Genomic DNA, 24,799 nt, shown 5'->3' on the forward strand with positions numbered 1-24,799 from the left:
ATGACCGTGCGATTCGGCCTGTTGGCGATCCTCGACCAGGGTCCGGGCTACGGCTACCAGCTGCGCAGCGAGTTCGACCGGCGCACCGGGTCCACCTGGCCGCTCAACGTCGGCCAGGTGTACTCCACCCTCGACCGGCTCGACCGCGACGGGCTCGTCGAGCGCGACGAGCCCGCGCCGGACGACACGTCGCCCGAGGCCGAAGGGGCACCCGCAGCCGAGGCCTCGGCGGCGGGCACCACGCACCCCGTGGGCGAGCAGCAGCGGCTCTGGCGCATCACGGCCGCCGGGCGGGCCGAGGTCGCCCGCTGGCTCGGCACGGCCGTCGACACCCCCGACGCCACCCGTGACGAGCTGCCGCTCAAGTTCGCCCTCGCCGCGACCCTGCCGGGGGTGGACGTGGCGACGCTCGTGCAGACGCAGCGCCGCGCCTCCTTGGCGAAGCTGCAGCGGCTGACCCGCACCAAGCACGCCGGCGGCGACCCGGGCGCGCCCGGCGAGTTCGCCTGGCGCCTCGTCGTCGACTCGATGATCTTCGCGGCCGAGGCCGAGGTGCGCTGGCTCGACCACGTCGAGTCGAGCCTGCGTCGTGCGTCCCTCGCTGAACGGCAGTGGGCGGTCGAGGCCGTGGCCCCGACGACGGGTGTGCCCCGATCCCCGGCCCTGACGCCGGACCCGGCACCCACCGCGCGAGGCCGGTCGTGACCGGGCGCGCCGAGGTGCTGACCCTGCTCGGGGTGGGGCACGAACACGGAACCGGCGACCTCGCCCGTACCGCCCTCGACGGCGTGAGCCTGACCGTCCTCGAGGGCGAACTGGTCGCCGTCATGGGCGCGTCCGGCTCGGGCAAATCGACCCTCTTGGCGATCGCGGGCGGCCTGACGACGCCGACCGCCGGGCACGTGCAGGTCGACGGCACCTGGCTCGCCGACCTGAGCGCGGCCGAGGTCGCCCGGGTGCGACGCCGGTCGGTCGGCTTCGTGTTCCAGCAGTTCAACCTCGTCTCGACGTTGACCGCGGCCGAGAACGTCGCCCTGCCGCTCGAACTCGACGGCATCGGCACCCGTGCCGCCCGGCGTGCCGCCGACGACGCCCTGGCCGCCCTCGGCCTCGCCGGTCGCGGGCGGGCCTTCCCCGCCGAGCTCTCGGGCGGCGAGCAGCAGCGGGTCGCCATCGCGCGCGCCCTCGTCGGCAGCCGTCGCCTCGTCCTCGCCGACGAACCGACCGGCGCGCTCGACAGCAGCACGGGCGACGAGGTCATGGGCCTGTTGCGCGAACGGGTCGACGCAGGTGCCGCAGGCCTGCTCGTCACGCACGACGCCCGACACGCCGCCTGGGCCGACCGGATCGTGTTCCTCCGCGACGGCCGCCTCGTGGACGAGTCCGCGCCGCGAGGGCCCGAGTCGCTGCTGACCCCGGAGGCGCGGTGACGGCCGGCGGCCTCGTCGCGCGTCGCCAGGTGCTCAAGCGCCTGCGCGAGTACGTGATGGTCGTGCTGCTGATCGCGCTGCCCGTGGCCGGCGCCTCGGGGGCGGCGGTGCTCGTCGCGAGTGCGATGCCGACGACCCGCCAGGAGATCACCTCGACGCTGGGCCACACGGCCGCCCGGGTGCACTGGACCGGCTACGAGACCCGGCAGTCCGTCCGGGGGCTGAACCAGTGGTCGGGCGACGAGGTGACCTACCGCGCGCCGGCCGACGTCGTGCCCGGGGTCGACCGGACGCTCACCCTGCGCACCCTCTGGACCCGGGTCGGCACGTCCCCTGCCGGCGTCGTGATCGGACCGGTGACGGACCCGGCCTTCGAGGGCCGCTACGTGCTCGAGCGGGGGCGGGCCGCCGAGCAGGGTGACGAGGTGCTCGTCACGCCCGCCCTCGCCCGCGACGACGGGCTCGAGACCGGGTCGACCACGACCCTCCACCGCGTTCCCGGCGCCGACGGTGCACGCGACCTCGAGGTGACGGTCGTCGGCATCATGTCCGAGGTCGGCGGCGGCACGGACGACCGACAGGTGTTCGCCCGCGACGACCTGGCGGCGGGTCTGCCCGACCCGTCGTCGACGGCCTCCTCGTCATCGACCGAGCAGTACCTCGTGGGCGACGCCGTCGACTGGGCTGAGGTGCGCGAGTTGGGACGCGCGGGATTCGTCGTCTGGTCGGCCGCGGTCGTCGCCGACCCTCCGCCCGACGGCACCCCCGGCCTCGAGAGCGAGGCGGGCTACGGCAGCGCGGGCACCTACGCCGCCCTCGGCGTGGTCTTCGCCGTGTTCGCCGGCGCCGAAGTCGCGCTTCTCGCGGGTGCGGCCTTCGGGGTGGGGGCCCGTCGGCAACGCCGCACCCTGGCCGTGCTCGCCGCGGTCGGGGCCGATCAGCGCGCGCTGACGAGCGTCGTGACGCGGCAAGGGGTGTGGGTCGGCGTCGTCGCCGCCGTCACCGGCCTCGCGGTCGGCGTCGACCTCGGCATCGGCGTCGTGGTCCTCTCCCGGCGAGCCGGCGTCGACGTGGGCCCGTTCGCGTTCTGGGGCGTTCATGTCCCCGGTGTCGTGGTCGCGGGCATCGGGCTCTTCGCCGTCGCGGTGTCGTGGATCGCGGCCGTCGTGCCCGCGCGGCGTGCCGCCCGGGTCGACGTGATGGACTCGCTGCGCGGCGGGACGGCCTCCGGCGCGGTGGACGCCGCGTCGGACCGGGGTCGTGGTCGGGGCCGACGATCCGCCGTGCTCGCCGGCGTCCTCGTCGTCGGCGGCGTGCTCGCCTGCTTCGGCGCGGGATGGGTTTCGTACGCCACATCGGTCCCGGTCGGCTCACGATGGTGGTGGGTGGCGTTCGTCGGCCTCGCGGTCTCCGCCGTGGCCGCTCTCGTCGGCGTCCTGCTGCTCGTGCCGACGCTCGTCCGTCGGCTCGGGCGCGCGTCCACGCCGGCACCCGTGCCGTTGAGGCTCGCCCTGCGCGACGCCGCCCACGGGGTCGCCCGCACCGCTCCCGCCGTGGCGGCCGTCACCACGGCGGTGTTCGTCGCGGTGTTCGGCGTCTCGATGTCGACCGCGGCCGCACGACAGTCCGAGGACTCCTTCTACCGCCCCTACCCGGCGGGCACCGTGGCGATCTCGTACGACCAGGCGTCCGACCTCCGCGTGCCGGGCGGCTCGACCGAGGCGGCCTCGCTCGACTCCGCGGCCGTCGCCGCCGTCGCGCGCGACCTCCCGGTGGGCGACCGTACCGTGTGGCAGACCCCGGTCCCCAGCGGTTACGACTCGAACGGCGCCCCGGTCGCCGTCGACGCGATCACGCCGTGGGCCGTGCTGACCGTCCCCGACCGTTGCGACTCGTCGACGGGGCGCCTCGAGGGCCTGTCGTCCCGTGAGGCGCAGCGGATCACCGATGCCGACCCGGCCTGCGACTACCCGCTCGGCTCGTTCACGTCACAGGACAACATCATCGTGACCGACGAGGACGGCCTCGCCGTGACCCTGGGGGCCGCTCCGTCCACGGCCGCCCGAGCCGCGTTCGAGTCGGGCGGCGTCATCGCCTTCGACCCGTCGCTCGTCGTCGACGGCGAAGCCACCATCGGTCTCGCCACCCCGGCCGAGGTCGAGGACGGCTTCGACGCCTCGGCCACCCCCTCGACGTCCGTGTCGCTCCCGGCCGTCGTCCAGCGTCCGACGACGCTCAGCACCGGGGCCGTCCTGATGAGCCCCGGGACCGCCGAGCGGCTGGGCTTCGAGCTGACCCAGCGTGCCGTGGTGATGGCCACCGACCGGCAACCGACCGAGGACGAGGCCGCCGGCCTCCGGGCCGCGGTCACCGCCGCCACCGACGGCCGGGCGACGGTCGAGACGAGTCCCGTCGACCGCAGCCTCGACCTGGCACTCGTGCTGGCACTCGTCGCGACGACCCTCGTCTGTGCCGCGGCAGCCGCGGTCGCCCTGGGTCTCGCCCGCGCCGAGGGGCTGAGCGACCAGGTGACCATGCAGGCCGTCGGAGGCACGGACGCCCAGCGACGCGCCATGTCGTTCTGGCAGGGCGTGGTGGTCGTCGGCACGGGTGCCGTACTGGGCACCATCCTGGGCCTGGTGCCGACGGGGGCCATGGTCTGGGCCTCCGACCTACCGTTCACCCCACCGTGGTGGGTGCTGGTCGTCGTCGTCGTCGGGCTTCCCCTCGTCGTCGCCGCCGGCAGTGCCCTGACGAGCCGTCGACCGCGCTCCCTCGTGCGGCGACCCGTGCTGGACTGACGAGCGCGTCGGCGTCGCTACCGGGCCTCGTCGACGGGACGACGCCGCCCGACGCCGACGCCGACGACGCCGAACACGACGATCAGCAGGGCCGCGAGAGCCACCGGCCCCGGCTCGGAACCCGTCCAGGCGAGAGCATCCGAGGAGGCGCGGGCCGGCTCGGCGGCGATCCGGCGTCCCGAGGCACCCGCGTCGAGCACGGTTCCGCCCGGCCGCGCACCCGGGGCGGGCGACGTGGGCCCCTGGCCGGCCGGCGCGGCCCCGGGCCCGACCGGGACGCCGCTCTCGTCACCCGGCACGGGAGCGGGGAGCGGGTCGACGGCGAAGAGGACGACGGGGCCGGTGGCCGAGACGATGTCGTCCACCGTCCGGGTGACGGCCGAGACGTGCCAGTCCCCCTCGGCGAGGCCGGAGAACGTCGCGCTGAACGTTCCGTCCTGCTGGGCGCGGACCGTGGTGGACACGGCAGCGGCCGCCACGGCCCGGGTCGACGCGAGAACCTCTGCGGCGGGCTCCACGGTGACGGTGACGCGGGCGGAGTCGATCGAGGTGCCCTCGACGACCACGTCCTGCCCCGAGGGCACCCGTGCCCCGCCGGCGGGTGAGGTGACGACCGGGCCGGCCAGCGCCTCCTGCACCTCGACGTCGACGACCGCGCTCGCGCCCGACGACCCGACCACGGCGAACGTCGAGGGGCCCGGCGGGGTGCCGGGCGAGAGCCGGACGGGCAGCTGGACCCGCCCACGCTCGTCGGCGACGGTCGACGTCGACTCGTCGAACGCGTCCCCCTCGGCCCGGACCGTCTCGCCGGGCACGAAGCCGGTGCCGCGCAGGGTGGCCGCCGTGCCCGCCCGCAGCGTGCCGTCGGGGGCGACGACGACCGGGCCGAGCGAGAGGTCTTCGGTCACGGCGGCGAAGGCGTCGACCATGCCGGCCCCGAAGTACTCGGCCGGGGTCTCACCGCCGGCCTGACGGGTGAGCAGGTCACGCAGCTGGGCCGGGGTCGCGTCCGGATGCACGCTCGCCAGCAGGGCCGCGACCCCGGCCACGTGCGGAGCCGCCATCGAGGTCCCGCTGAGGGCGGCGAACCCGCCACCCGGCACCGTGCTGAGCACGGCGGACCCGGGGGCCGTCAGGTCGACGACGCCCGCCCCGTAGTTCGAGAAACGGGACTTCTCGATCGAGCCCCCGGTGCCCTGCTGGGCCGACGAGACCGTGACGACGCCGTCGACCTCGGCGGGCAGCTGCGCGCACCCCTGCGAGACGTCACGCCCCGACTGCGGGGTCGAGTCGTTCGGGCTGAGCGAGTCGGTCGTCTTGTGGGCGAGGTCGACGGCGACGGCACCGGTCGCGGCGTTGCCGGCGGCCGCCACGTCGAGGACGCCCTCGTGCTGCGACCAGGCGACGGCCCGCGCGACCGCCTCGAGGGCCGGGGCCTGGTCGGGGTCGCCCGAGCACCAGGCGGCCCACGGGTCGACGAAGAGGCTGGCGTTCGTCACGTCCATCTGCTGCTGCGCCGCCCACATGTAACCGCAGATCGCGTACTCGGGGTAGATGAAGCCGTTCGCGTCGACGACCTTGACGCTCGCCAGCCGCACGCCCGGGGCGACGCCGACGACACCCCGGCCGTCGTCGGCCGCGGCGATGACGCCCGCCACGTGGGTGCCGTGTTCGCGCGTGCTCGTCGCGGCGTCGGGTGAGGGCGCCCAGGCGGCGGGGTCGCTGTCGGCGACGCCGTCCACGCTGCAGCCCACCGAGGCGGCCGGGTCGACCTGCGAGGCGAGGTCGGGGTGCGTCGCATCGATCCCGCTGTCGAGCACGCCGACCAGCACGTCGCGGCTGCCGGGCTGCACCGCCCGCGCCTCGGCCGCGTGCACGGCCTGGTCGTTCCACCCTCGTTCTTCGGCGGGGTCGGCCACGTCGGTCACCTGCTCGGCCAGGCCGGTCGACTGCACGCCGACCGTCGGGGCCGGCGCGGAGCCCGCGTCGTCGCGCGGGCCGGCTCCGGCCGTCGTCCGGACGGCGGCCGTCCGCGTCGGACCCGCCGATCCGACCGCCGAGGAGGCGCGGACCCGGTCGACGAAGTCGGCTGCGGTCGACCGCGCGGTCACCACCCCGATCTCGTCCCACCGGGCGAGGACGGTGCCGCCCGCGGCGACCACGGCGGCCGACGCCGCGTCGGTCGTGACGGCACCGGGCGCGGCGTTGACGACGTAGGTCATCGCGTCGACGGCGGTCGGCACCGAGCTCGAGGCGGGCGCGGACAGCTGGGGGACGGCGGTCGTCGGCGCCGGAGACGAGGTGGCAGTCGTCGGGGCCGGGGACGAGGTGGCAGTCGCCGGGGCGTCCGCGGCGAAGGCCGTGACCGGTGCGAGCACGAGCACCGCGGCGAGCGCCGCCCCACCCAGTGCACGGGTCGATCGACGAGCGAGAGGACGTCGAGGGCTGCTGATCACCTGGCAACGATAAGCGGCGACGCATCACGGCGGGGTCACGATCCTGCCGCCTGGGCAGGACTCGGTCGCACGCCTCGTCCCCGCCCTCCGGATCGCCCGCGCGTTACGCAGCGTTGCCCCGCGGCGCCCGACGCCGCCGAGCCGCCCGTAGCGTGGGGCGCATGGCCACCAGCGACACCATCTCGAACCTGCTCGACGAGCGACGGACCTTCGCCGCGCCTCCCGCGCTCGTCGAGGGGGCAAACGTCACGTCCGCCGAGCACGCGCGGGCGGCCGCCGACCCCGTGGCGTTCTGGGCCGAGGCGTCGCAGCGGCTCGACTGGCACACGCCGTGGACGGTCGCGCACACCTGGAAGCCCGTGACCGAGGGGCCGGGCGGCGAGCTCACGGTGCCCGAGGCGACCTGGTTCGCCGACGGCACGCTCAACGTCGCCGTCAACTGCGTCGACCGGCACGTCGACTCCGGCCTCGGCGACAAGGTCGCCCTGCACGTCGAGGGCGAGCCCGGCGACCGTCGCGACATCACGTACGCGCAGCTGCAGCGCGAGGTCGTGAAGGCCGCCAACGGCTTGCGGTCGCTCGGCGTGGGGAGGGGCGACCGCGTGGTCGTCTACCTGCCGGTGATCGCCGAGACGATCGTGGTGACCCTCGCCATCGCCCGTCTCGGTGCCATCCACTCGTTGGTCTTCGGCGGGTTCTCGGGCGAGGCGCTGAAGTTCCGCGTCGAGGACACCCGCGCCAAGCTGCTGGTCACGACCGACGGGCAGTTCCGTCGTGGCACCGCGGTGCCGGTCAAGGCGAACGCCGACCACGCGGTCAGCGGCGAGAACGAGATCGAGCACGTGCTCGTCGTCCGGCGCACCGGCGAGCAGACGCCCGACGTGCCGTGGACGGACGGCCGCGACCTGTGGTGGCACGATGTCGTCGACGACCAGCCCGACACCGACGAGCCCGAGTACTTCGGCGCCGAGACGCCGCTGTTCATCATGTACACGAGCGGCACCACCGGGAAGCCCAAGGGACTCGTGCACACGAGCGGCGGCTACCTGACGCAGGCGAACTGGACCCACTGGGCCGTCTTCGACGCCAAGCCCGACGACGTGCACTGGTGCACGGCCGACCTCGCCTGGGTGACGGCGCACACCTACGAGATCTACGGTCCGCTGTCGAACGGCCTGACCCAGGTGATCTACGAGGGCACGCCCGACACCCCCCACCCGGCCCGGCACCTCGAGATCATCGAGCGCTACGGCGTGACCACCTACTACACGGCCCCGACGCTGGTGCGGACGCTGTCGTCGTGGTTCCCCGACGGATTGCCCGACACCCACGACCTGTCGTCGCTGCGCCTGCTCGGCACGGTCGGCGAGGCCATCAACCCCGAAGCGTGGGTCTGGTTCCACGAGCAGTTCGGCCGGGGCCGGTGCCCGATCGTCGACACCTGGTGGCAGTCCGAGACGGGGGCCGCCGTCATGGCCCCGCTGCCCGGGGCCGACACCCTCAAGCCGGGCTCGTCGCTGCGGGCCCTGCCCGGGCTCTCGACCGCCGTGGTCGACGACGCCGGCGAGCGCGTCCCGAACGGCAGTGGCGGCTACCTCGTGGTCCAGCGGACCGGGCCGGCGCTCGCCCGCACGGTCTGGGGCGACCCCGAGCGGTACCGCGACAGCTACTGGGCGACCTACTGGCGGCAGGGCTGGTTCTTCTCGGGCGACGGCGCGAAGTACGACGCGGACGGCGACATCTGGGTGCTCGGGCGGGTCGACGACGTGATCAACGTGTCGGGTCACCGCCTGTCGACCATCGAGATCGAGTCGTCGCTCGTGTCGCATCCGGCCGTCGCCGAGGCGGCCGTCGTCGGCGTGGCCGACGAGCGCACCGGCCAGGCGATCGCCGCGTTCGTGGTGCCGTCGACACGACCGGCAGGAGGCGCGGTGCGAGACGCAGGCGACGCCGCCGAGCCGTCCGTGTGGGCTCCGCTCGCGGGGTCGCTGTCCCCCGTGCTGCGCGCGCACGTGGCCGATCAGATCGGGCCGATCGCCAAGCCCGCCACCGTGCTCGTCGTGCCCGACCTGCCCAAGACCCGCTCGGGCAAGATCATGCGGCGGCTGCTGGCCGACATCGTCGACGGCCGCCCCCTGGGTGACACGACGAGCCTTCAGGACGAGACCGTGCCCGGACGGGTCGCGGCGATCCTCGCGGAGGCGACCCGCGCCTCCTGAGGTCGGGAATCACCGGCCCACACCCGGGGTTACCGTGGTCGGGGCCCGATGACGCGCCTCGCCTCCCCCGTCCCGTTCCGAGAAGAAAGCGTCGTCATGTCGATCTCCGAGACCACCGCCGCCCCGTCCACCCTCCGCACCGCCGAGACGAGCGTGCCGCTCGTGCCGCTGCTCGACGAGCGCTGGAGCCCCCGCTCGTTCGACCCGACCGCCGAGATCTCGGACCGTCAGCTCGACGCCCTGCTCGAGGCCGCCCGCTGGGCACCGTCGGCCCAGAACCACCAGCCCCGCCGCTTCATCGTGGCCCGCCGCGGCAGCGAGTCGTTCGACACGATCGTCGGCACCCTCATGAGCTTCAACGCGATGTGGGCCGGCAACGCCGCGGCACTGATCGTGGCCGTCGCCGAGACCTCGACCGTCGAGGGCGACGCACGCCCGACCGCCGAGTACGACCTCGGCCAGGCCGTCGCCCACCTCACGGTGCAGGCCCACGCCGAAGGCTTCCACACCCACCAGATGGCCGGCGTCGAGTGGGACAAGATCGTCGCCGCGTTCGACCTGACCGACAACCTCAAGCCTGTCACGATCACGGCCGTCGGCGTCGTCGACGAGGCCGACAAGCTGATCGAGGCCCTGGCCGAGCGCGAGACCGCCCCCCGCGAGCGCCTGCCCCTGGGCGAGCTCGTCCTCCGGCGCGACTAGTCCCCGCCGGGATCGGCCCGGGCTGGTGCCTGCCAGCCCGGGCTGGTTGGCTGGGCGCATGTCGATCTCCAGCACGGCCGAGAAGGCCGAACTCCTCCGCTCCCTCCACGTCCCCGGCGACCCGCTGATCCTGACGAACGTCTGGGACAGCATCACCGCGCGCATCGTCGCGGGTGCACCGGGCGTTAAGGCCTTGGCCACGGCCTCCCACTCGATCAGCGAGGCGCACGGCGTCGAGGACGGCGAGGGCCTCGACGTCGACGACATGCTGGCCGCCGCCCGCATCGTGATCCGCTCGGTCGATCTGCCCGTCTCCGTCGACTTCGAGAAGGCCTACGCGACCGACGCCGCCGGCACGCTCGACAACGTCTTCCGCCTCATCGAAGAGGGCGCCGCCGGCCTCAACATCGAGGACAGCATCGGCCAGGCCAAGGCGCCCCTGTACGACATCGACACCCAGGTCTCGAAGATCGCCGCCGCCCGCCGCGCCGGCGATCGCGCCGGTGTGCCGATCGTGATCAACGCCCGGGTCGACGCCCTGGCCGGCGACCCGGATTCGTTCGACGACGCGATCACCCGCGCCAACGCCTACCTCGACGCCGGCGCCGACTGCGCGTTCGTCCTCGGCCTGGGCACCGAAGACCTCGTCAAGGCCGCCCTCGACCAGATCCACGGCAAGGTCAGCGTCATCTCGAACCCGTCGTCCGTCCCGCTCGCCCGCCTGGCCGAGCTCGGCGTCTCGCGGGTCAGCTTCGGCCCGACCACGATGGGCCTGACCCTGTCGCACCTGCGCGACGCCGCGACCACGCTCACCGCGCGGGGCGACTACCCGTCCGAGCTCGGCTTCGAGTTCTAGCCCGCCTCGGACGCCCAGCCCCTCCACCCCGGTGTGCACTTCGCGACCATCCGAGCACGACACGCCGTCCGCAGCGCCTGTCGGGCGGCGTGTCGCCACCGCATGGTCGGGTTCGGCACCCACATCGCGCACGCGCAGGTCGGATTCGGCACGTCCGTTGAGCACGTGCAGGTCGGGTTCGGCACGCACATCGCGCACGTGCAGGTCGGGTTCGGCACGCCCGACGAGCACCCGCAGGTCGGGTTCGGCACGCCGGTCGGGGCGTAAGCGACCCGGTGTCCGTTGCCGCCGCACGAGAGACGACCCGCGCCTCCAGAGCTCGTAAGAGCCGAGGAGGCGCGGGTCGCGTCGTCAGAGGACGTCACCTAGTCGTCGCGGTCGCCCTTCGAACGGTCGCCCTTCGAGTGTCCGCCGTCGGCGCGCTCGTCCTTCTTCCGGTCGGACTCGGACGCCTCGGAGCCGCCCTCGCCGTTCGGCTCGGGCACCTCGTCGCCGTTCCGCTCGATCGTCGCGGCGGCGGCCTGACGCAGTCGCATGCCGGCGAGTTCGTCCTTGGCGAGGGCCGCGGCCTTCTTCTCGCTCTGGGCGGTGTCGCGGGGCGGCAGCAGGATGTCGCGCTCGGCCCGGAGGCCCGCCTGCAGCTCGCGGCCACGCTCGAGCTCGGCGTCGAACTCGGCCCCGAAGAGCAGGGCGTTGTTCGTGATCCAGAGCCACAGCAGGAAGACGATGACCGCACCGAGCGAGCCGTACGTCTTGTTGTAGTTCGAGAAGTTCGCGATGTAGAACGCGAACCCCACGGACGCGACCAGCCAGATGACGAGCGCCACGAGCGACCCGAGGCTCATCCACTTGAACTTCGGCTGCTTGACGTTCGGGGCCCAGTAGTAGAGCACCGCGACGATCACGACGGCGATGATCGCGAGGATCGGCAGCTTCGCGATGTCCCAGACGAACACCGCGGTGCTGCCCAGTCCGACGAGGTCGCCGACCGTCTCGGCCACGGGACCACTGATGACCAGGATGAGCGCCGCGACGACGATGAGCACGACCGTGAACGCCGTGACGCCGAGCATGGTCGGGCGGAGCTTCCAGATCGGACGCCCCTCGTCGATGCCGTAGACGCGGTTCATGGCCCGACCGAAGGCACCCACGTAGCCGGAGGCCGACCAGAGGGCACCCAGCACACCGACGATCAGAGCGACCCCGGCGGCCGGCGAACCGGTGAGCTGCATGATCGGGTCCCGCAGCAGGTCGGCGACCTGCGGCGAGCCGAACTGCGAGACGAGGTCGAGCAGCGTCTTGGCGGTCGAGTCCGCCTGCCCCACGACTCCGAGCAGCGACACGATCGCCAGCAACGCCGGGAAGATCGCCAGCACCGCGTAGTACGTGAGCGCGGCGGCGAGGTCGGTGCACTGGTCGCGGGTGAACTCGCGCAGGGTCTTGCCCAGCACGTACCCCCACGAGGGCTTGGAGACGTCCGTCAGGTCTTGTGGCTTGCGCGAGTCGTCCTCGTCGGGTGACTGCTGTTCGCGCTCGGTGCTCTTCTGGGCCACGGGTCAGCGCCTGATCGTCTTGACGATGCCGGCAACGAGCGCCACGACGCCGACGGTGCCGGCCGCAGCGGCCGCCACGACGGGCTTCGGGTCGCTGTCGAGGCGCCGCTTGACGCTCGCCTTCAGCCGACGGGCGTGGGCAGGGACGCTCAGCTTGTCCTCGATGGCGTCGAGCGTGGCCGCGAACTCTTCACGGGTGCGAGCGAGGTCGAGCTCGATCTCGGGGATGCTCGCACCGGGGCGGGGCCCGGTGGCGTTCTCGGCGTCCTTGTCGGGCGACGTGCTGCCGTGGGCATCGGCGCGCTCCTCGGCCGCACGGGCCTCGGCGAGCTCGGCACGGGGGTCGGGCTCGTCGCCCTTGCCGCGCTTCGCCGTGCCGTGTGCGTCGTGATCGCTCGCGTCAGTGCTTCTCGGAGTCATAGCTGCCCTGCCCTTTCAACGCGCTGACGTCGGCCTTCACGCTGGCGACGGCCTTCTCCGGGGTCGGCGGCACGCCCTTCTTGAGGGCCTTGATGCCGAGCAGTGCCAGCACGGCCGTGATGACGAGCAGGACGGCAGCGACGATGAGCGCCGCGAGCCAGGGAGCGACGACCGTCGCCAGCCCCAACACACCGGCCGTGATGAGCACGGCGAGCAGGAAGAAGCCGAACAGGGCGGCGCCGACCAACAAGCCGACACCCACCCCGGCCTCTTTGGCCTTGGTGGCGAGCTCGGTCTTGGCCAGCGCGATCTCGCCGCGGATCAGCCGCGAGATCAGCTCGGGCAGGCTGCCGATCAGCGAGCCGAGCGAACGTTTGGTGCTCTGTTCGGGTGCCTTCAGGTCACTCACCGACCGTCACCCCCGGCAGCTTGTCGTCGTCGGGGCTGGTGCCCGCGGTCTGCTTCTTGACGTCGTCGGCCTTCTCGTTCACCTTGTCGGCGGCCTTGTGCGCCGCCTCGGTCGCCTTGGCGGCGGCCTTGTCGGTGGCGTCCGAGCCCTTGCCCGACACGGACTTCGCCTTGGAGCCGACCGCGTGGGCGGCGTCGTTCGCGACGTCCTGCGCCTTCTTGGCGACGATCGGAGCGTTCTCCTTCACGAAGCCCTCGGCCTGCTGGACGCCCTTCTGGACGGTCGGGTTCTCCCACAGGCTCTCGGCCTGGTCCTTGATCTTGACGTACGCGCCGCGACCCGCGCGGGCTCCGAGGACGTATCCGACGGCCGCTCCTGCGACGAAGAGGATCTTGCCTTTCATGAGTGCTCCTTGGCTCGTGGTGGCAGGTAGGCCTTCCACGCTGGCACGACCCGGCGCACGCGGCCCAGATTGGCCGGGCATCCGTGGACGACGCCGTCCGTCGGCATGCAGGGGACGAGCCACCCCGGCGCCGGGGTCAGGAGGCGCGGGTCGCCACCAGCGGGACGCGCACCTCGAGCGCGTCGCTGCGCACCGTGGCGACCGCCAGCCGCACGAGTCGGGCCGTGCACCAGCAGAACAGGACCACGAGCAGGGCGTTGCGGGCGCCGAGGAGGAGCACAGCCACCGGGTTCAGCTCGATCAGGGATCGGTAGAGGATCGGGAAGACCAACGTCGTGAGCCCCGAGGCCCAGGCGGTCAACACGGCCGGCGTCCGGAACGCCTCGGGGCGCGAGGCGTACCCGACGGCCACGATCGGCACGATCCAGAGCAGGTACTGCGGCGAGCCCACCTTGTTGAAGACGACAAAGGCGAGGGTGAGGGTCAGGGCGCCGAGCAGCACCGTGCCGAACTCGTCGTCGCGGCCACGAGCCGGGACGACGGCCGCGGCGCCGGCGGACGCTGCCGACCCGCGCCTCCGGAGCCCTCCCCATCGGGGCAGGCCGAAGCTGGCCACGGCCAGGACACCCGCCAGCAGCACGAGGACGGCGAGCATGACCTGGGTGCTGTCGTTGATCATCCAGGTGTCGCCGGGGCCCATCACCTCGCGGGTGGCGAGGGCGACGTTCTGGTACACCGAGGCGCCGGGGACGCGCAGCATGGCCATCCAGAGCCAGGGCGTCGAGAGCGTCGCCTCGAGTTGCAGGGCCCGCCCCGACTGCATCGTGACGAAGCTCGTGATGTCGTCGGCCCCCCGTCCGAGCAACACGCACGACACGACGACCATGGTGACGAGCACGCCCCCGCGCAGCACGACCGCCCGGTGACGCGACCCGACGACGACCGCCGCGATGACGGCGGCGGGCCAGACCTTGATCCACGTGGCCGCCGCCAGCAGCAGCCCGGCCACCCGCGGACGCGTCGAGAGCAACATCAGGGCGGCGACGACCAACGGCGCGCTGAACCCCTCGAGTCGCAGGAACGCGACGGGGCTGAGCACGAGCGTCACGAGCAGCCACCACCAGGCGGCCCGGTTGTCGACCGTGCGTCGGCCGCGGTCGGTCAACAGCCAGAGCGCGACGGCGTCGAGCGCGGTGAGCAGGGCCAGCCAGACGAACTGGTAGTGCTGTTCACCGAAGACGTTCGGCAGCACGATCGGCACGAGGGCCCCGGCCGGGTAGACCCACGAGAAGTCGAGGACGGGCCAGACCCCCTCGCTCAGGGCCCCCGTCGCCCAGAGGCGGTAGAGCGGCAGGTCGCCGGTGACCCCGCCGCCGATCATCAGCGGCGTGAGCGCCAGGAACACGGCGGCGTGCACGGCGACGAAACCGTAGAGCAGGCCGCGCGGATGGGCCTGCACGCGCGACCAGGTGCGGCGCAGTCGCGTGGGGAGGGGCGCAGGCGCGACGGCGCTCGAGGTGGTCACGCCTCGAATGTAAGGCCGCGGCCTTGCCGTTGTCTTTCCGGCAGGTGAATCCATCGGAAGATCCCTCTCGAGGCGGAGGTCCGACCGGTGTACGGTGCCGTCCATGGACCGACGACGTTCCGCAGACGGAGGCGAGGTCACTCCGCCGACCGACGACACGCACGCACCTCACGACCTCGGCAGCGTCGACGACGACCTCGCCGTCGACCGGGGGCGCCCGATCGGCTTCTGGCTGAGGCTCGTGGACGGGCTGATCGACCGGCGCTTCGAGGAGGTCCTCGACGAACACGGGGTCACTCGCCGTCAGTGGCAGCTGCTGAACCTGCTCGAACGGGGCCCGGCCACCCGCACCACCCTCGACGGGGCCGTCGCGCCCTTCCTCGACCCGGCCACGGGCGAGTCGAGTTCGGACCACCTCGCCGAGCTGGTCGAGAGCGGCTGGGTGAGCCTCGCGACCGACGGGGTCGGTGACGGTCGCTACGCCCTCACCGAGCGCGGGAGCCTCGCGCACCGCAAGCTCGTCGACGTCGTCGACGGCATCCGCGACGAGACGGTCCGGGGGGCCGAGCCGGGCGCCCACGCGACCACCGTGCGGTTCCTCCGCACGGCCGCGCTCAACCTCGGCTGGCGTCCCTGATCGCCCGGCCCGCCCGACCCGGCGGGCCGAGGGGCGACGAGCGCAGGAGGCGCGGCGTCAGTTCCGCAGGAAGACCCACCAGATCATCAGCATCGTCACGACGAACCCGCTGACGAAGTTGAGGGCCAGGAAGCGCCGCCACCCACGGTTGACCTCTTCGGCCCGGTCGTCGGTCACGTTCCACCACGGGGCGCAGCTCATCGCGTAGGGCAGGGTCAGCAGGGCCGCGAGCGGCCCGGGCCACTCGGTGAAGGTCAGCAGAACGCCGGCCAGCAGGTAGGCCACCACCGAGAGACGCACCGTCGAGCGGGCCCCGATCTCGGTCGCGATCGACGAGATGCCGCCCTCGCGGTCGGCCAGCACGTCCTGCACGGCACCGAACGCGTGACTCGCGACGCCCCAGAGGAAGAACGCCCCGAGCAGCGCCCACAGCTGGGGCGTGAACGTGGCCCCGGCCAGCACGAGACCGTAGACGGCGGGGCTGACGAAGTGCGTGCTCGAGGTGATCGAGTCGACGAAGGGGCGCTCTTTGAAGCGCAGGCCGGGGGCCGAGTAGGCGATCACGGCGAAGACGCTGACGGCCAGCACGAGCCAGCTCAGCGGACTGCCGACCGCCACGAGGAACACCAGGAACGGGACGTTCGTGATCACCGCCGCGCGCAACGTCGTGCGGTGCAGGCTGCGATCGAGCAGCGCGCCCTCGACGCCGCCCTTGCGCGGGTTGTGCAGGTCGCTCTCGTAGTCGAAGACGTCGTTGATGCCGTACATCGCGAGGTTGTAGGGGATCAAGAAGTAGAGCGCGCCGACGATCAGTACGAGCCAGTTCACCGGGCCCAGCACGTTCTCGGCCGCGGAGAAGATGACGGCCTCCGTGCCGGCCGGCGTCACGTCGATCTGGGACAGCGGCTGGTACGAGCCCAGGTACCCGGTCGTCGTCGGCGCGAGCAGCGACGTCAGCACGTACGCCGCCGCGAACGGGAACGCCGTGTTGATCCAGCTCAGGGGCCGGGACGAGACGAACAGGGCCTTGAGCGTGTTCACGAGCGCGCCTCCTTCACGGTCGTCGATCCGCCGGCCGCCGGCGCCGCGGGAGCGCGGGGCGTCTTGGGGCCGCCGAGCAGCACCCACACCGAGGGCAGCAGGACGAGCGCCGCGACCGCGTAGGCGAAGTCCTCGAGCGGGGCGATGCCCACGAAGACGCCGCTGATGCGGGCGGCGTCGTAGCCGACCAGTCCGATGCCGATCATGACGTTGTCGAACACGGCGGTCATCACGAGCAGCACGCCCGTCGCGAGGCCCGCCCCCAGCAGCCGTTCGCGTCGCCGCCGCGACCTCTCGGCCGGGGAGGAGGAGGCGCGCGCGGCCCGGCCACGCACCCCTGCGGCCACCAGCGCCAGCACCCCGAGCACCGCGACGATCGACAGGAACACCGCGTTGACGGCCCAGTAGGTCACGACGCCACGCCGTCCGCCCGGCGACCGGCCCGCGCGTGGCTCTCGTCACGCCGGTCGAGGACGACCGCCGCCGCCATCCGGGCTCCGGCCAGCAGGTTCATCGTCAGGTAGCAGAGCAGCGCCAGGAAGAAGACCTCTTCGAGCGGCAGCTCGGTCGCCACCAGGACGCCGGTCATGAACGAGGTCTCGCCCCGGAAGAAGATGCCGAGGTCGATGCCCACGACGTCCCAGATCAGGAAGAACACGACGCCGACCAGCAGCGTCACCGCGGCCCGGGGCACGTCGCGCCAGAAGAAGAGGTGGAACCTGCGGTCGAGCATCACCATGCCGAACAGCGAGACGAGCAACGCCGCGAGGTAGACGAACCCCATCAGCCGGCGGCGGGCTCGGGGAGCGGCTCGGTGCTGGTGTCGCCGCGCAGGTTCTTGAGCAGGACCTCGGCGCTGATCAGGCACATCGGCAGGCCGATGCCGGGGCGGACCGACCCGCCGGCGTAGAACAGCGAGTCGACGCGGGTCGAGACGTTCCCGGTGCGGAACAGGGCGCTCTGGGCGAGCGTGTGCGCGGGGCCGAGCATGCTGCCGCTCCAGGCGTTGACGTCGTCGACGAAGTCCCGCGGTCCGCGGGTGCGTCGGACCACGACGCGGTCGGCGAGGTCGGGCACGTGCGCCCACTCGGCGATCTGGGCGATGACGCCGTCGGCGAGCCGCTCGATCATCGGGTCGCCGTCACCGTCGACGTCGCCGGAGCCGAGCGCAGGGTCGGCGGGCAGCGGCACCAGGACGAAGAGGTTCGTGTGACCGGCGGGCGCCGTCGACGGGTCGACCGTGCTCGGTTTGCAGACGTACAGCGACGGCGGGTCGGGGATGCGCTTGTCGGCACCGAAGATCCGCTCGAAGTTCTCGTGCCAGTCCCGGGCGAAGAGCAGCGTGTGGTGCTCGAGCTCGGGGATCTCGCCCTCGACGCCCAGGTAGAGCAGCAGGGCGCTCGGCCCGGGGTTCTTCTTCGCCCAGTACGACGAGTCGTAGGTGCGCAGCTCGCGCGGCAACAGCTGCGTCTCGGTGTGGTGCAGGTCGGCCGCGCTGACGACGAGGTCGGCGTCGACGCGGTGCGTCTCGCCCTCGGCGTCGGTCCAGTCGACCCCGGTCGCCTCGGCGGTCGCCTTCGAGCCGCGTGGCAGGGCAGCGCCCTCGGCCGCGAGCGGCTGCGTGACGATCTGCGTCACCGCCGCGCCGGTCACGACGGTCACCCCGGCCTCGACGGCCACGTCGCGGATCGCCTCGATCACCGAGATCAGGCCACCCTGCGGGTACAGGACGCCGTCGTCGAGGTCGAGCGTGCTCATCAGGTGGTACATGCTCGGGGTGTCGAACGGCGACGAACCGAGGAAGACCGCGGGGTACCCCAGGATCTGTCGGAGGCGCGGGTCGGTCACCGTGCGGGAGGCGTACGAGTCGAGGCTCGTCAGCAGCAGCCGCGCCAGCTTCGGCAGGCGCACCAGCACGTCGCCGCGCAGCAGCGGCGTGAGGCTGCCGAAGCTCGTGTAGAGGAACCGCCGCTTGGCGATCTCGTAGGTGTCGCGGGCCGAGCGCAGGTACCGGCGCATGCGTTCGCCGCTGCCGGGCTCGACGCGCTCGAAGAGCTCGACGTTCTGCTCGAGCCCGCGCGGCACGTCGATCGGTGCGCTGGCCGCGGGGTCGTCGGGCGTCGGCTCGAACAGCACACGGTAGCCCGGGTCGAGTTCGACGAGGTCGAGGCGCTCGGCCGCCGACGTGCCCATCAGGCGGAAGAAGTGGTCGAAGACCTCGGGCATGAGGTACCAGCTCGGGCCGAGGTCGAAGCGGAAGCCCTCGTGGCTCCACGACCCGGCGCGGCCGCCGACCTCATCGTTCTTCTCGAGCAGGGTGACCTCGTGGCCTTCGCGGGCCAGCAGCGCGGCCGAGGCCAGGCCGCTGATGCCACCACCGATCACGACGACGCGGCGGCCGTGGCGGGTGACGCTGAGGCCGTGCGACTCGTCGGGCGCACCGGTGCCGGCCCCCGTGGCCCCGCGGTCGACCGTGTCGCGGTTCATGCGCGGGCCTCGGGCAGGCGCGTGACGCGACCGGCCGCGGCCCCCGCGGCGATGCGGACCTTGACCGGGTTCGGCACGCGCACGCGCGCCCGGACGAGCGAGGAGGCGGGGGTCGCCTCGAGACGCCGGTTCAGCTCGGCGAACAGGCCGTGGGCCAGTGCCACCGCACGACGCGAGGACGTCGGCAGCACGGGGATGATCTCGCCGCTCACGCGGAGGTCGTCGTCGATGTCTCGCACCAGTCTCGTCTTGGTCTGCTCGTCGAACGTGGTCACGTCGACACCGGGGAAGTAGCTGCGGCCGAGCTGCTCGAAGTCGGCCGCGAGGTCGCGCAGGAAGTTCACCTTCTGGAAGGCCGCGCCCAGGCGGCGAGCCCCCTCTTCGAGCTCGGCGACCGTGCTCGACGGGAAGGGGTGCCCCTGCAGGAACGCCTTCAGGCACATCAGGCCGACGACCTCGGCCGAGCCGTACACGTAGGCGTCGAACGAGGCCTGGTCGTGCTCGCGGGCGCTGAGGTCGGCCCGCATGGAGGCGAAGAAGGGAGCGGTGAGCTCGGCACCGAACCCGGTGGCGCGGGCGGTGCGGGCGAAGGCGTGCACGACCAGGTTGGGGCTGAATCCCTCGACCAGGGCCCGCTCGGTCTCGGCCTCGAAGCCGTCGAGCAACCGGCCGGCCGCCTCGGCGCCCAGACCGGCCTCGGTCGCGGGGCCGTCGACGATCTCGTCCGCGACGCGCACGAGCGCGTACACGTTCTCGACGTGCTGCCGCACCTCGCCGCCCAGCAGGCGGGACGCCAGGCCGAAGGACGTCGAATAGCGGCGGATCACGCCTCCCGCGGTCGCGTCGGCCACGGAGTCGTACAGCGACAGGCCCGTCATCGCACCCTCTCGAGGACGTCCTGGACGACCGGCGTCAACGCCTCGCGCAACGACTCGGGCACCTCGGCCCGGTCGAGCACGTCGAGCGCACGGCGGGCGTGCTGCTCGACGAGTCCCTCGGCGAAGGAGCGGGCGCCGCAGACCTCGAGGCGACCACGGACGTGCTCGGCCTCGGCCTCGCTGAGGTCGGCCTTGCCGATGAACGGCTGGATCGTGAACCACTCGTCGGTGGTCGCGGCGTGGGCGACGAGCACCGTGCGCTTGCCCTCACGCAGATCGCCGCGTGTGGTCTTGCCGGTCGCCTCTTCGGTGCCGAAGACGCCGAGCAGGTCGTCAACCACCTGGTACGCGACCCCGACCTCGCGGCCGAAGTCGCCGACCGCCGTGACGACGGCCTCGCCCGCACCGGCCAAGACGGCGCCCGCCTGCAGCGGTGCCTCGAACGAGTAGACGGCCGTCTTGGCGCGCTCCATCTCGAGGATCTCGTCGACGGTCGGCAGGTCGGCGGACAGCGAGAACTCGACGTCGACCATCTCTCCGCCCGCGCTGACGAAGATCGCCTCGTCGAGCAGGTCGAGCAAACGCGTGCGGACGTGGTCCTGGCAACCGATGCCGAGGAGCATGCGGCTGGCCCCGGTCAGGGCGAGGTCGCCGGCGATCACGGCGGCCGACATGCCCCGGTGCTCTGCCGCGGGGGTCGGGATGCCCGCCGTCGTCGCGGTGTCGCGATAGCTACCCGAGACGTTGGGGATGCCGCGCCGCGAGAAGTCGCGGTCGATGACGTCGTCGTGGACGATCAGGGCCGTGTGCAGCAGCTCGAAGGCCGCGCCGACCCGGGCCACGGCCTCGTCGTCGGTGCCCCCGAGGGCGTCGTAGGCCGTGAAGACCATGCGGGGCCGGAAACGCTTGCCCCCGGCGCTGTTGCGCTCGAGCACCGACCACAGGTCGACGTATCGCCAGCCCACCGACTCGGCGCGGCGCTTGGCCAGCGCGAAGAAGTCGTCGAGGACGGCGTCGACACGATCGTGTCTCGCCCGCGTGCCTGCGTGCAGGTGATCACCGTCCACCAGGGCAGACTACCTCTCATGACCCGTGAGATCTCGACGCATCCCCAGCCGACGTCCGGTGACCGCCCCGGCGCGCACGACGAGCTCGTGGTACTGCTCGACGACGAGGGCACGCCCATCGGCACGACCGCGAAGGCGACCGTGCACACCGCCACGACGCCGTTGCACCTGGCCTTCAGCTGCCACGTCACCGACGACCTCGGCCGCGTCCTCGTCACCCGTCGCGCCCTGTCGAAGAAGACCTGGCCCGGCGTCTGGACCAATTCGTTCTGCGGCCACCCCGCCCCCGGCGAGACGCCGGCCGAGGCGCTGATGCGGCGCGCCCACCAAGAGCTCGGCATGGAGGTCCGCGACGTCGAGGTGATCCTGCCCGAGTTCCGGTACCTCGCCACCGACGCCTCGGGCGTCGTCGAGAACGAGATCTGCCCGGTCTTCACGGCCCGCGCCGTGGGCCTGCCCGACCCCTCGCCCGACGAGGTCGCCGAATGGGCCTGGGTCGAGCCCGCCGAGCTGCGCGACGCGGTCGCGGCCGCGCCGTTCGCCTTCTCGCCCTGGTTGGGCTGGCAGCTGGCCGCCTGGCCCGCCTGAGAGCACCGAACCTTCGACGGTAGCCCCCGCCGAGGGGCCTGACAAGCCCCTCGCGAACGGCCTCGCGCACTCATATCGTGGCGATCGAGGGACCGGATGCGACGTCCGGCCCGCGACGGGAGGCGACCGTGGGTTCCACCTACACGAGGGACGCGACGACGTCCCCGGTCGCGATCCACCCCTACCCCAAGCACCAGTCCCGAGCGGTCGGGGACCGCGACCACTCCTCGGCGACCCGGGAGGCGGGGGCCGCGTCGGGCGACGCACGTCCCGTCCGCTACGAGGACTTCTTCGGGGACGACGAAGGCGCGAGCCGGTCCGCCTGACCCGGCCCGCGCCTCCTGCGCTCTCCGTGCTCGACGCGGCCTAGCGCGGACGCATGGCGTACGCCGCGGGGCAGTCGAACGGGTCGCGGGCCGAGAGGCCGACGCGGTTGAGGTACCGGATCACGATCGCGTACGACTTGCCGATCGTCGTCTCGGTGTAGGGGATGCCGTGCTCGGCGCAGTGCGCCTTCACCAGGGCGCTGGCCGCGCGCAGGTTGGGACGCGCCATGCTCGGGAACAGGTGGTGCTCGATCTGGTAGTTCAGCCCGCCCATGAAGGCCGTCGAGTGCCGACCCGTGATGTTGCGCGAGGTGAGCACCTGCTTGCTCAGGAAGTCGACCTTCGCACCCTCGGGGATGATCGGCATGCCCTTGTGGTTCGGGGCGAAGGACGATCCCATGTAGAGGCCGAAGACGGCCATCTGCACGCCGATGAAGGCGAAGGCCATGCCGAGCGGCAGGAACCAGAAGACGACGCCGAAGTAGGCGACGAGTCGCACGGCGATCAGCGTGATCTCGAGCGCGCGGCCCTCGACCTTGTCACGGCCGAGCAGCGTGCGGAACGACGTCACGTGCAGGTTGACGCCTTCGCCGAGCAGCAGGGGGAAGAAGAAGTAGCCCTGACGACGGGTGACGAAGCCGAGCACGCCGCGCTGCTTCGCCGCGTCCTCTTCGAGGAACGAGATCGTGTCGAACGCGATGTCGGGGTCTTTGCCCTTGGTGTTCGGGTTGGCGTGGTGGCGGCTGTGCTTGGTCATCCACCACGCGTAGCTGATGCCCACGACGCCGGCCGCGAGGACGCGACCGACCTTGTCGTTGCGCGTGCCCGACTCGAACACCTGGCGGTGCGCGGCCTCGTGCGTGAGGAACGCAAACTGCGTGAGGATGACGCCGAGGGCAGCGGCGATCAACAGCTGGAACCAGCTCGAGCCCAACAGGACGAACCCGGTGGCCGCGCCACCGAGGCACGAGACGAGGACGACGAAGACCGTGACGTAGAAGCCGGTGCGGCGCTGCAGCAGGCCCGCCTCGCGCACGGACTTGAGCAGGCTCGAGTAGGTGCTGGTCGGCTTGCCGACCTGGCCCGCGACGGTGGGTCGGAACCCGGCGGGCGCGGCACCTGCGGGCGCGTGGACGATGCGCGGGTACGAGGTTCGGGGGGTCGTGGGGACGGTGGCGGTCATCGGGCTCCCGCGGCTGGTCGACTTCTCAGCCGGGTGGATGGGCCGGAGGCGGCCCGAAGATGCTGCGAACGTAACGGCGTGGGCTGGGAAGGTGTCGGGAGATCGCCGTGTCGTGACGCGCTTGCCCTCACTCGTATGTCACACGTAACCTGTCACACGTGACAGCCAGTTTCGTCGAGCGTCTCAGCGGGGTGGTCCACGACCTCGAGCAGGTGCCCTACCGCACGGGCGAGCGCGACGCCCGACAGGGGCACGGGCTGCGGCACCGCGCCCTCGAGGCCGCGGCCTCGGCCGCACCGGTACGCGAGATCGAGATCTCGGGGCTCGAGGTGCTCGTCGAGACCTGGCCCGACGCCAAGGACGGCCACGGCTCGTGGGTCACGGGGGGCACCGTCGTCGGCACCGGGCCGCGGCCCGCCTCGGTCGTGGCGGGCTACGTCGACCTGCTCTTCATGAGCACCGCGGGCGTCCGGCGCACGTACTACCGACTGCTCACCGTCGACGACCCCGACCCCGACGTCGCGACGGCCCGCCTGATCGAGTGCGTCAAAGAGGTCGGACCCGACTGGCGATCCACCTGGGCCGACACGACGACCGCCTACACCCGGGTCAGCCGCCTGCCGGCCGGCGTGCTGATCGCGGACCAGCTGCACACGGCCGAGGGGCTGGCCTCCACCCGACGCGTGATGGACGGCGTGCTCACCGGGTTGTCGCTCGAGTCCGAGGGGGTGCTGCGGGTGACGCCCTCCGGCATGGCCCGTCAACTCACGACGCTCAGGGGCCGCGGCTGGCCACTGACCTTCGGCACCGCCCGCCGCCTGGCGTTCAGGAGCGCGCGGTAAACTCGGCGGGTCCCCCACCCGTGAAAGAGGTCTCGTGACGCCTGCGCACCACGACTCCGGCGCGACCGCCCCCGTGGCGTCGCCCGACCCCTCCGACCGGGGCGTCGACCCCTCGCCCTCCGCGTACTGGCCCGTGCCCGTGTTGCGTGCCGTCCCCGCCCTCGCGGCCGCCGCCGCGATCACCTTCACCCCCGATCACTCACCGCAGGTCGGCCTGCTCGCCTTCGGGTCGTCGGCGGTCGTCGGCGGCGTCGTGCTCGCCGCGGGCTCGGCCCTGCGCCTGTCCGACCGATCGAGCCGCACCATCGCCGTGCTCCAGGGTGTCGTCGGTGCCGTGATCGGCGCTCTCTGCCTCGTCTTCTCGCACGGACAGCTGCCCGTGCTGGTCGCCTTCGTCACGGCCTGGGCCGTGCTGACGGGCGTCCTCGAACTGCTGACCGGCCTGCGCCGTCGTCGTCGCTCGCCGCTCGCCCGTGACTGGACGACCGTCGGCGTGCTCACCCTGGCCCTGGCCGTGGTCTTCCTCGTCGTCCCGCCGGACTACAGCCAGCAGCTCGGCGGCATCGAGCAGATCGAGGGCGAACTGACGTCCTCGACCGTGCTCGTCGGCATCCTGGGCGCCTACGGCGCCCTGGTCGGCGTCTTCCTCGTGATCGCCGGCCTCTCGCTCAAATGGCAGACCGGTCACCCGGCCGCTGTCGACACCCCCGACGACAAGGCACGAACGTCATGACCCACCCCACCTGGCGCGACCGGTTCCGCCCCGCCGAGTTCCTCGGCCTGTCGGGGGTCTTCGCCGCCTTCGTCGGCCTCGTCGTCCTCATGACGACGCGCGACCTGCAACTCGCGCTGATCTTCCTCTGCATCGGCTTCATCGTCGCGCTCGTCACCATCGCCATGCTCGCCCTCGCGGCCAAGCCCAACGACGACGAACGCCACGAGATCGACGACGCCGACAAGCCCCGCGGCCACTGAC

26 protein-coding genes are annotated in these 24,799 nt (G+C 72.6%); 13 read left to right on the forward strand and 13 right to left on the reverse strand.

Annotated elements, in window-relative coordinates; translation table 11 throughout:
- Genes ASE87_RS14580 through ASE87_RS14590 form a run of 3 tightly spaced genes read left to right on the forward strand, consistent with a single transcriptional unit; the run spans nt 1 to nt 4,231 of the window.
- Complete coding sequence (locus ASE87_RS14580) at nt 1–705, forward strand: PadR family transcriptional regulator (RefSeq protein ID WP_056229874.1); 705 nt, start codon at nt 1–3, stop codon at nt 703–705.
- Nucleotides 702–1,430, forward strand: a complete 729-nt coding sequence (locus ASE87_RS14585) for an ABC transporter ATP-binding protein (RefSeq protein ID WP_043594069.1) — start codon at nt 702–704, stop codon at nt 1,428–1,430. The genes ASE87_RS14580 and ASE87_RS14585 overlap by 4 nt, the downstream gene beginning before the upstream one ends.
- The gene (locus ASE87_RS14590) at nt 1,427–4,231 is read left to right on the forward strand and encodes an FtsX-like permease family protein (protein WP_056229876.1); all 2,805 of its coding nucleotides are present in this window, start codon (nt 1,427–1,429) and stop codon (nt 4,229–4,231) included. Before ASE87_RS14585 ends, ASE87_RS14590 begins: the two co-directional genes overlap by 4 nt.
- A gap of 17 nt (nt 4,232–4,248) precedes the next feature.
- Here the strand turns inward: ASE87_RS14590 and ASE87_RS16525 are convergent, their stop codons facing one another.
- Nucleotides 4,249–6,687, reverse strand: coding sequence for a S8 family serine peptidase (locus ASE87_RS16525; protein WP_235472357.1), 2,439 nt, complete (start codon nt 6,685–6,687; stop codon nt 4,249–4,251).
- A gap of 161 nt (nt 6,688–6,848) precedes the next feature.
- Between ASE87_RS16525 and acs the strand changes: the two genes are divergently transcribed.
- The 4 genes from acs (at nt 6,849) to ASE87_RS16215 (ending at nt 10,731) form a co-directional block, all read left to right on the forward strand.
- On the forward strand, nt 6,849–8,906 hold the full coding sequence (gene acs, locus ASE87_RS14600; RefSeq protein WP_056229881.1) for an acetate--CoA ligase: 2,058 nt from the start codon (nt 6,849–6,851) through the stop codon (nt 8,904–8,906).
- Nucleotides 8,907–9,002: 96 nt separating this feature from the next.
- Nucleotides 9,003–9,608 carry a nitroreductase family protein gene (locus tag ASE87_RS14605; RefSeq protein ID WP_056230078.1) on the forward strand — a complete coding sequence of 202 codons (606 nt, stop codon included), beginning with the start codon at nt 9,003–9,005 and terminating at the stop codon, nt 9,606–9,608.
- A 58-nt stretch (nt 9,609–9,666) separates the two neighbouring features.
- Entirely contained in the window at nt 9,667–10,464 is a 798-nt protein-coding gene (locus ASE87_RS14610) for an isocitrate lyase/phosphoenolpyruvate mutase family protein (protein ID WP_056229884.1), read from the forward strand.
- 102 nt (nt 10,465–10,566) lie between these two features.
- Nucleotides 10,567–10,731: a hypothetical protein gene (locus tag ASE87_RS16215; RefSeq protein WP_157489931.1), complete on the forward strand. Its 165-nt coding sequence runs from the start codon at nt 10,567–10,569 to the stop codon at nt 10,729–10,731.
- A 98-nt stretch (nt 10,732–10,829) separates the two neighbouring features.
- On the opposite strand, the gene ASE87_RS14615 is transcribed toward ASE87_RS16215, so the two are convergent.
- The 5 genes from ASE87_RS14615 to ASE87_RS14635 form a co-directional block, all read right to left on the reverse strand.
- Nucleotides 10,830–12,017, reverse strand: a complete 1,188-nt coding sequence (locus tag ASE87_RS14615) for a YihY/virulence factor BrkB family protein (protein WP_056229888.1) — start codon at nt 12,015–12,017, stop codon at nt 10,830–10,832.
- Nucleotides 12,018–12,020: 3 nt separating this feature from the next.
- Nucleotides 12,021–12,437, reverse strand: a complete 417-nt coding sequence (locus ASE87_RS14620) for a DUF3618 domain-containing protein (protein WP_056229891.1) — start codon at nt 12,435–12,437, stop codon at nt 12,021–12,023.
- Nucleotides 12,418–12,846, reverse strand: a complete 429-nt coding sequence (locus ASE87_RS14625) for a phage holin family protein (RefSeq protein WP_056049738.1) — start codon at nt 12,844–12,846, stop codon at nt 12,418–12,420. Before ASE87_RS14625 ends, ASE87_RS14620 begins: the two co-directional genes overlap by 20 nt.
- A complete protein-coding gene (locus ASE87_RS16220) occupies nt 12,839–13,249 on the reverse strand; it encodes a hypothetical protein (protein ID WP_043594082.1) in 411 nt (136 codons plus the stop codon). The genes ASE87_RS14625 and ASE87_RS16220 overlap by 8 nt, the downstream gene beginning before the upstream one ends.
- A gap of 136 nt (nt 13,250–13,385) precedes the next feature.
- Complete coding sequence (locus tag ASE87_RS14635; RefSeq protein WP_056229895.1) at nt 13,386–14,774, reverse strand: glycosyltransferase 87 family protein; 1,389 nt, start codon at nt 14,772–14,774, stop codon at nt 13,386–13,388.
- 103 nt (nt 14,775–14,877) lie between these two features.
- Between ASE87_RS14635 and ASE87_RS14640 the strand changes: the two genes are divergently transcribed.
- On the forward strand, nt 14,878–15,411 hold the full coding sequence (locus ASE87_RS14640; RefSeq protein WP_231567049.1) for a MarR family winged helix-turn-helix transcriptional regulator: 534 nt from the start codon (nt 14,878–14,880) through the stop codon (nt 15,409–15,411).
- A gap of 57 nt (nt 15,412–15,468) precedes the next feature.
- Here ASE87_RS14640 and ASE87_RS14645 read toward each other — a convergent pair whose 3' ends face one another.
- From ASE87_RS14645 to ASE87_RS14670, 6 genes are read right to left on the reverse strand one after another with little or no spacing between them, the layout of a single operon-like run.
- Complete coding sequence (locus ASE87_RS14645; RefSeq protein WP_369814018.1) at nt 15,469–16,452, reverse strand: prenyltransferase; 984 nt, start codon at nt 16,450–16,452, stop codon at nt 15,469–15,471.
- Nucleotides 16,449–16,865, reverse strand: coding sequence for a lycopene cyclase domain-containing protein (locus ASE87_RS14650; RefSeq protein ID WP_082452700.1), 417 nt, complete (start codon nt 16,863–16,865; stop codon nt 16,449–16,451). Before ASE87_RS14650 ends, ASE87_RS14645 begins: the two co-directional genes overlap by 4 nt.
- On the reverse strand, nt 16,862–17,236 hold the full coding sequence (locus ASE87_RS14655; RefSeq protein ID WP_056229898.1) for a lycopene cyclase domain-containing protein: 375 nt from the start codon (nt 17,234–17,236) through the stop codon (nt 16,862–16,864). The genes ASE87_RS14650 and ASE87_RS14655 overlap by 4 nt, the downstream gene beginning before the upstream one ends.
- Nucleotides 17,236–18,939 carry a phytoene desaturase family protein gene (crtI, locus tag ASE87_RS15895; protein ID WP_171007279.1) on the reverse strand — a complete coding sequence of 568 codons (1,704 nt, stop codon included), beginning with the start codon at nt 18,937–18,939 and terminating at the stop codon, nt 17,236–17,238. The genes ASE87_RS14655 and crtI overlap by 1 nt, the downstream gene beginning before the upstream one ends.
- Nucleotides 18,936–19,817, reverse strand: a complete 882-nt coding sequence (locus ASE87_RS16530) for a phytoene/squalene synthase family protein (protein ID WP_056229901.1) — start codon at nt 19,815–19,817, stop codon at nt 18,936–18,938. The genes crtI and ASE87_RS16530 overlap by 4 nt, the downstream gene beginning before the upstream one ends.
- Nucleotides 19,814–20,884 (reverse strand): polyprenyl synthetase family protein, encoded by a 1,071-nt coding sequence (locus ASE87_RS14670; RefSeq protein WP_082059877.1) that lies wholly within the window; start codon nt 20,882–20,884, stop codon nt 19,814–19,816. Before ASE87_RS14670 ends, ASE87_RS16530 begins: the two co-directional genes overlap by 4 nt.
- A gap of 18 nt (nt 20,885–20,902) precedes the next feature.
- Between ASE87_RS14670 and idi the strand changes: the two genes are divergently transcribed.
- Both idi and ASE87_RS14680 read left to right on the forward strand, forming a co-directional pair.
- Nucleotides 20,903–21,472, forward strand: a complete 570-nt coding sequence (gene idi, locus ASE87_RS14675; RefSeq protein WP_043594089.1) for an isopentenyl-diphosphate Delta-isomerase — start codon at nt 20,903–20,905, stop codon at nt 21,470–21,472.
- A 128-nt stretch (nt 21,473–21,600) separates the two neighbouring features.
- Nucleotides 21,601–21,798, forward strand: a complete 198-nt coding sequence (locus tag ASE87_RS14680) for a hypothetical protein (protein ID WP_137847395.1) — start codon at nt 21,601–21,603, stop codon at nt 21,796–21,798.
- A gap of 40 nt (nt 21,799–21,838) precedes the next feature.
- Here ASE87_RS14680 and ASE87_RS14685 read toward each other — a convergent pair whose 3' ends face one another.
- Entirely contained in the window at nt 21,839–22,981 is a 1,143-nt protein-coding gene (locus ASE87_RS14685) for an acyl-CoA desaturase (protein ID WP_056229906.1), read from the reverse strand.
- A gap of 158 nt (nt 22,982–23,139) precedes the next feature.
- On the opposite strand from ASE87_RS14685, the gene ASE87_RS14690 reads away from it, so the two are divergent.
- Genes ASE87_RS14690 through ASE87_RS14700 form a run of 3 tightly spaced genes read left to right on the forward strand, consistent with a single transcriptional unit; the run spans nt 23,140 to nt 24,798 of the window.
- On the forward strand, nt 23,140–23,823 hold the full coding sequence (locus ASE87_RS14690) for a hypothetical protein (protein ID WP_156155487.1): 684 nt from the start codon (nt 23,140–23,142) through the stop codon (nt 23,821–23,823).
- 34 nt (nt 23,824–23,857) lie between these two features.
- Nucleotides 23,858–24,556, forward strand: coding sequence for a DUF308 domain-containing protein (locus tag ASE87_RS14695; protein ID WP_235472359.1), 699 nt, complete (start codon nt 23,858–23,860; stop codon nt 24,554–24,556).
- Entirely contained in the window at nt 24,553–24,798 is a 246-nt protein-coding gene (locus tag ASE87_RS14700; RefSeq protein WP_043594098.1) for a hypothetical protein, read from the forward strand. Before ASE87_RS14695 ends, ASE87_RS14700 begins: the two co-directional genes overlap by 4 nt.
- Nucleotide 24,799 lies beyond the last annotated feature (1 nt).

Origin of the sequence: Frigoribacterium sp. Leaf44 (assembly GCF_001421865.1) — a bacterium.
Lineage (GTDB): Bacteria > Actinomycetota > Actinomycetes > Actinomycetales > Microbacteriaceae > Frigoribacterium.

What these genes read in the sequence shown, in the direction of transcription:
- acs (WP_056229881.1), top strand. Translation starts at nt 6,849, where the DNA reads ATGGCCACCAGCGACACCATCTCGAACCTGCTCGACGAGCGACGGACC.
- ASE87_RS14580 (WP_056229874.1), top strand. Translation starts at nt 1, where the DNA reads ATGACCGTGCGATTCGGCCTGTTGGCGATCCTCGACCAGGGTCCGGGC.
- ASE87_RS16215 (WP_157489931.1), top strand. Translation starts at nt 10,567, where the DNA reads ATGGTCGGGTTCGGCACCCACATCGCGCACGCGCAGGTCGGATTCGGC.
- ASE87_RS14700 (WP_043594098.1), top strand. Translation starts at nt 24,553, where the DNA reads ATGACCCACCCCACCTGGCGCGACCGGTTCCGCCCCGCCGAGTTCCTC.
- ASE87_RS14655 (WP_056229898.1), bottom strand. Translation starts at nt 17,236, where the DNA reads ATGGGGTTCGTCTACCTCGCGGCGTTGCTCGTCTCGCTGTTCGGCATG.
- ASE87_RS14620 (WP_056229891.1), bottom strand. Translation starts at nt 12,437, where the DNA reads ATGACTCCGAGAAGCACTGACGCGAGCGATCACGACGCACACGGCACG.
- crtI (WP_171007279.1), bottom strand. Translation starts at nt 18,939, where the DNA reads ATGAACCGCGACACGGTCGACCGCGGGGCCACGGGGGCCGGCACCGGT.
- ASE87_RS14640 (WP_231567049.1), top strand. Translation starts at nt 14,878, where the DNA reads ATGGACCGACGACGTTCCGCAGACGGAGGCGAGGTCACTCCGCCGACC.
- ASE87_RS14610 (WP_056229884.1), top strand. Translation starts at nt 9,667, where the DNA reads ATGTCGATCTCCAGCACGGCCGAGAAGGCCGAACTCCTCCGCTCCCTC.
- ASE87_RS16530 (WP_056229901.1), bottom strand. Translation starts at nt 19,817, where the DNA reads ATGACGGGCCTGTCGCTGTACGACTCCGTGGCCGACGCGACCGCGGGA.
- ASE87_RS16220 (WP_043594082.1), bottom strand. Translation starts at nt 13,249, where the DNA reads ATGAAAGGCAAGATCCTCTTCGTCGCAGGAGCGGCCGTCGGATACGTC.
- ASE87_RS14685 (WP_056229906.1), bottom strand. Translation starts at nt 22,981, where the DNA reads ATGACCGCCACCGTCCCCACGACCCCCCGAACCTCGTACCCGCGCATC.
- idi (WP_043594089.1), top strand. Translation starts at nt 20,903, where the DNA reads ATGACCCGTGAGATCTCGACGCATCCCCAGCCGACGTCCGGTGACCGC.
- ASE87_RS14605 (WP_056230078.1), top strand. Translation starts at nt 9,003, where the DNA reads ATGTCGATCTCCGAGACCACCGCCGCCCCGTCCACCCTCCGCACCGCC.